This is a genomic window from Desulfocurvus sp. DL1XJH-121, from assembly GCF_054819825.1.
Window position 1 is genome coordinate 1 of sequence record NZ_JBTVWW010000052.1, and the last position, 3,907, is coordinate 3,907.

3 protein-coding genes are annotated in these 3,907 nt (G+C 68.7%); all 3 read right to left on the minus strand.

Annotation, left to right across the window (positions count from 1 at the left end; genetic code table 11):
- Positions 1-428: 428 nt before the first annotated feature.
- The 3 genes from ACYYG1_RS17260 to ACYYG1_RS17270 all read right to left on the minus strand — a co-directional run bounded on the left by ACYYG1_RS17260 (position 429) and on the right by ACYYG1_RS17270 (position 3,415).
- Positions 429-1,145 (minus strand): DUF6125 family protein, encoded by a 717-nt coding sequence (locus ACYYG1_RS17260; RefSeq protein ID WP_461211573.1) that lies wholly within the window; start codon positions 1,143-1,145, stop codon positions 429-431.
- Positions 1,146-1,239: 94 nt separating this feature from the next.
- The gene (locus tag ACYYG1_RS17265) at positions 1,240-2,145 is read right to left on the minus strand and encodes a hypothetical protein (RefSeq protein WP_461211574.1); all 906 of its coding nucleotides are present in this window, start codon (positions 2,143-2,145) and stop codon (positions 1,240-1,242) included.
- 139 nt (positions 2,146-2,284) lie between these two features.
- On the minus strand, positions 2,285-3,415 hold the full coding sequence (locus tag ACYYG1_RS17270) for an MFS transporter (protein ID WP_461211575.1): 1,131 nt from the start codon (positions 3,413-3,415) through the stop codon (positions 2,285-2,287).
- Positions 3,416-3,907 lie beyond the last annotated feature (492 nt).

The following is a 3,907-nucleotide window of genomic DNA, read 5'->3' on the forward strand; positions in this document are numbered from 1 at the left end:
CGCCCTCCGGGACTCCCCAAGCCCCGGCGCGCTGCCCGGCGTAGCGGCTGTGATGGAAATCAGCGAAGCGGAGCCGGGCTCGTGCGACGGGGCGGCACTACCTGTGCCGCGACACAAGGGGAGGAATTATTAAGGGACCGCAGCACCACGACGCCCCAGCGCCCCGGGCGGGTGCGGGGGGCGCAGCGGCTGTGATGGTAATCAGCGAAGCGAAGCCCCCCGTAACCGCATGGGGCGCGACCGCGTCACCCATCTCCACACTCCCGACAAACCTACGCCCTACCCGCGAGGGAACGCGGTGGGTGGGCGGGAGGGCACCGTTGGTTTTGCACCACGATAAAAAAGCCCCTCCGCCCCACGAAAACGAAGGAAAATCCACTAACTAGTGCCGCGTCACGACAAAAAACCCCGCGCCACAGCGACTCCCCCTACTCCTCCAGCGTAAACCGCCACGCACAAAACCACTCCTCCGGATGCTCGTCCGGCGGACACGCCACGCACTCGGTCCTGATACGCGGGTCCACTGTGTGGGCCAGGCCGCGATATTCCACCAGCCCGCCGGACTTGCAGGGATAGTCCTGCATGCCCTTGCGTTTGCGGGCCGCCTGCACGCGGCAGTTGGTGATGCGGAAGACGAAGGACGTGGGGGTGCGGTCCGCCACCTCCCAGGTGTTGATGGTGGCCACCATGCGCGCGGCCAGGCAGCGTTCCAGGGCGTCCAGGCCGCCGCCGGGCTCGATGCCCAGGACGGCCATGGCCCGCGCGGCCTCGTAGGGCGCGAACCGCGCCCAGCAGGAATCGTTGACGCGCTTGGCGTCGGTCATGCCGAAACGGTGTTCGATGGCCTGGAACCAGACCCCGTCGGCGGCCAGCCAGCCCGTACCCAAGGCCTGCTCCAGGGCGGCAAGGGTCTCGCCGTCCAGCCCGGCCAGCAGGTCCGCGCCGCGCTCCAGGCCCAGGGCCTTGGCCAGCTTGCGCTCCATGATCCGCGTCAGCCGGTCCCCGGCCTCCTTTTCCGCGTCCAGGGCCTGCTCCAGGCCCACCTGATGCACGGCCTCGGCCATCCAGAGCCCGTAATGCGCCGCGGTCTGGCGCACGATCTCCACCACGCGCGCGGCCAGAGCGCCGCGTTCCCGGTCATCCATGATTCACCGCCTTGGGGAATGAAATTGGGGTCTTGGACGTGCTTGTACACCAAAAACCCGGCGCAGGCCAATACGCCGGAGGCGCGCCCGGGGATCAGGAATAGCCGAAGTCGCGCCGCAGGATGGCCATGGCCGCCAGTTCCTTGTCCTTGTAGCGGACCTGGTCCACGAAGGTGGGCTGGCCCGTGGGCGGCACGTCGTGGTGCATGTACTTGTAGATGTCGAAGTTCAGGCAGGTGTGCCCGCGCAGGTGCATGTCCCGGAACCACTGGCAGCCCACGTCCAGGATCTGCTTGCCCACGTTGATGAAGGCCCCGAAGGGCGTGACCGAGCCCAGGGGCATGGTCAGCCGCCGCGCGATCTTCATGTTCACCAGGCAGCACCACTCGTTGACCCGGCACTCGGGCAGGGGCCAGGGCTGCTTGTGGAAGATGTCGTGCATGCGCGGCAAATGGTAGGCGCGCACCTGCTTGCCCTCGGGCGGGTTGGCGGTCTTGTAGAGGGTCCGCAGGGCCTCGTAGTCCGGGCGGTAGTCCATGTAGGTGTCGGGCGTGCACAGGCCGGAGAAGGCGGCGGGGCAGTACCAGCACTGGCCGATATGCCCGGCGGCCACGTGGTCGCCGATGGCCTCGATCATGGGCCCCACCACGTCGGCCCGGAAGATGGCGTCGTTGTGGATGATGAGCACGTAGTCCTTGTCCGTCATCTCCCAGCCGTACTGGTAGCGCACGGAATGCCGGTAGTCCGTGTCGTCCATCCTGTCCCATTCGATGGGGAAGCAGTAGTTCCACTGCCGGGGCATGTAGTGGACGATCTTGTGCTTCAGCAGTTCGAGGATGCGCTCGTTGGACCCGGGGTCGATGTCCCGGGTCTTGGTGTTCTCCTCGATGAAGTAAATTGTGTCGATGTGCTCGCCGCAGGCCTTCTCCAGGGACAGGAGCGCCAGATGGGTCTGGAGCGGCTTGCCGCACACGCTGATGATGACGTCGATCTTGCTCACGAAAACCGGGCCTTGGCGGTAGGTTGCGGGGGCTGAAACCTGAACGATGGCAAGATTTGTAGCGTTCAAGGGCGGCCGGGGTCAACCGCGCGCGGTTCGCGGGTTCGGCGGGAGGGGCACCCCCCTCCCGCCTGGACGTTCACCGGCCCCCCGCGGCGCGCCGGGCCAGGACCAGGGACAGCAGCAGGACGCAGGCCGCAAGGGCGCGCGCGCCCAGGGGCAGGCCCACGGCGCCCACGGCCAGGGGCCCGGCGAAATAGCCGCCGCCCCAGGCCATGAAGTACAGGCCCGAGGCCCGGCCCTGGCCGCCCTGCGGCGCGAGCTCGTTGACCAGGGCCATGGACGAGACCGCGAACAGCCCCAGGCCCAGGCCCATGGACGCGGCCCCGGCCAGGGGCCACGCAGAGGCCACCGCCCCGTGGAGGCCCAGCCCCGCGGCCGCCAGACCGGCGGCCATGAACCAGCCCCTGCCGAAGCGGTCGGAGAGCACCCCGCCCCCGAGCTGCGCCGCGCCGATGCCCGCATAGGCCGCGAACAGGAACGCCCCCAGCCGCTCCTGGCCGAAGCCCTCCTCCGCCGCCAGATGCACGGGCAGGCAGCTGACCAGCAGGCCGTAGACCGCCCCATACAGGGACGCGGCGCAGAGCACGTCCCCCAGGGAACGGACCAGCGCGACGGACGAAACCGCAGCCGACCGGCCATGGCGCGGCAGCGCCGCGTCATGGCCCGCGTCGCGCACCGCCAGAAACACCAGCAGCGCGGCCGCGAGGCTCAGGCCCGCGAACACGCCGAAGGGGTCCAGCCCCGCGCGGGCCGCGACCCGCGCGCCCAGGAGCGGGCCGAGCATCAGGCCCAGATGGAACGCGGCGTTGTACAGGCCCATGACCCGCCCGCGCATGGACGGATACAGGCGGCCCAACAGCGCCGGGGCCAGGGCCCAGACCGGGGCCTCGCCCAGGCCCTGGACGAAGCGGCCCGCGTATATGGCCGTGGTCGTCGGGGCCGCGCCGAAGACCAGGGCGGCCGCCGCGATGAGCAGGCAACCCAGGACCAGGACCGGGCGGTAGCCGCAACCGTCGGCCCATCGGCCCGCCGGATACTGGCCCAGCAGGTAGGCGGCGGCAAAGGCCGAGGCCAGCCAGCCCGAGGCTCCGACGGAGCCGGAAACGCCCAGGTAGCGTTCGGGCAGGGCCACGGCGGCCACGCCCATGCCCGCCATGACGAGGAAAACGGCAAGGCAGAGCCCCGCCAGGGTAAAACGGCTGTGCATGATGATTCCCCCAGGGATTGCGGCGCGCGCACGCGGCGCGCCGCGTTGCCGAAAGGCGCGGAAAAATTCTGCGCAGGCAGCGCGATCAAGGCGTGTCAGAGGGAATGCGGCACACGAAAACAGCGGGCGCGCCCGCAACGGACGGCCCGGGACGGCCCGAAGGCCCGGCAGCCTTCCCCCCTAGCGGGCGGGAGGAGGCGGAGGCGAGGTAAGGTGGTAGCGAGAAATCATCATTGTCTCTTATTTTGGATGTTCGCGCGGGCTGTAGCCTTGCGGCGCGGCGGGGGTCAAGCCGAGGAGCTGGCGCGAATTGCCACGCACGCTGATGATGACGACGATTGAGCCATAGAAGAGGGGGAAAAATCAAAAATTTGAATGGTTGTGGACAATATGAGGAAAACAACCCACTCATACTGCATGTACAGAGATAGTATTCACCTGACACTGCCGCCCCTGGCGGGGTGATTTCTAGGCGGCCGCCTCGGCCGCCTT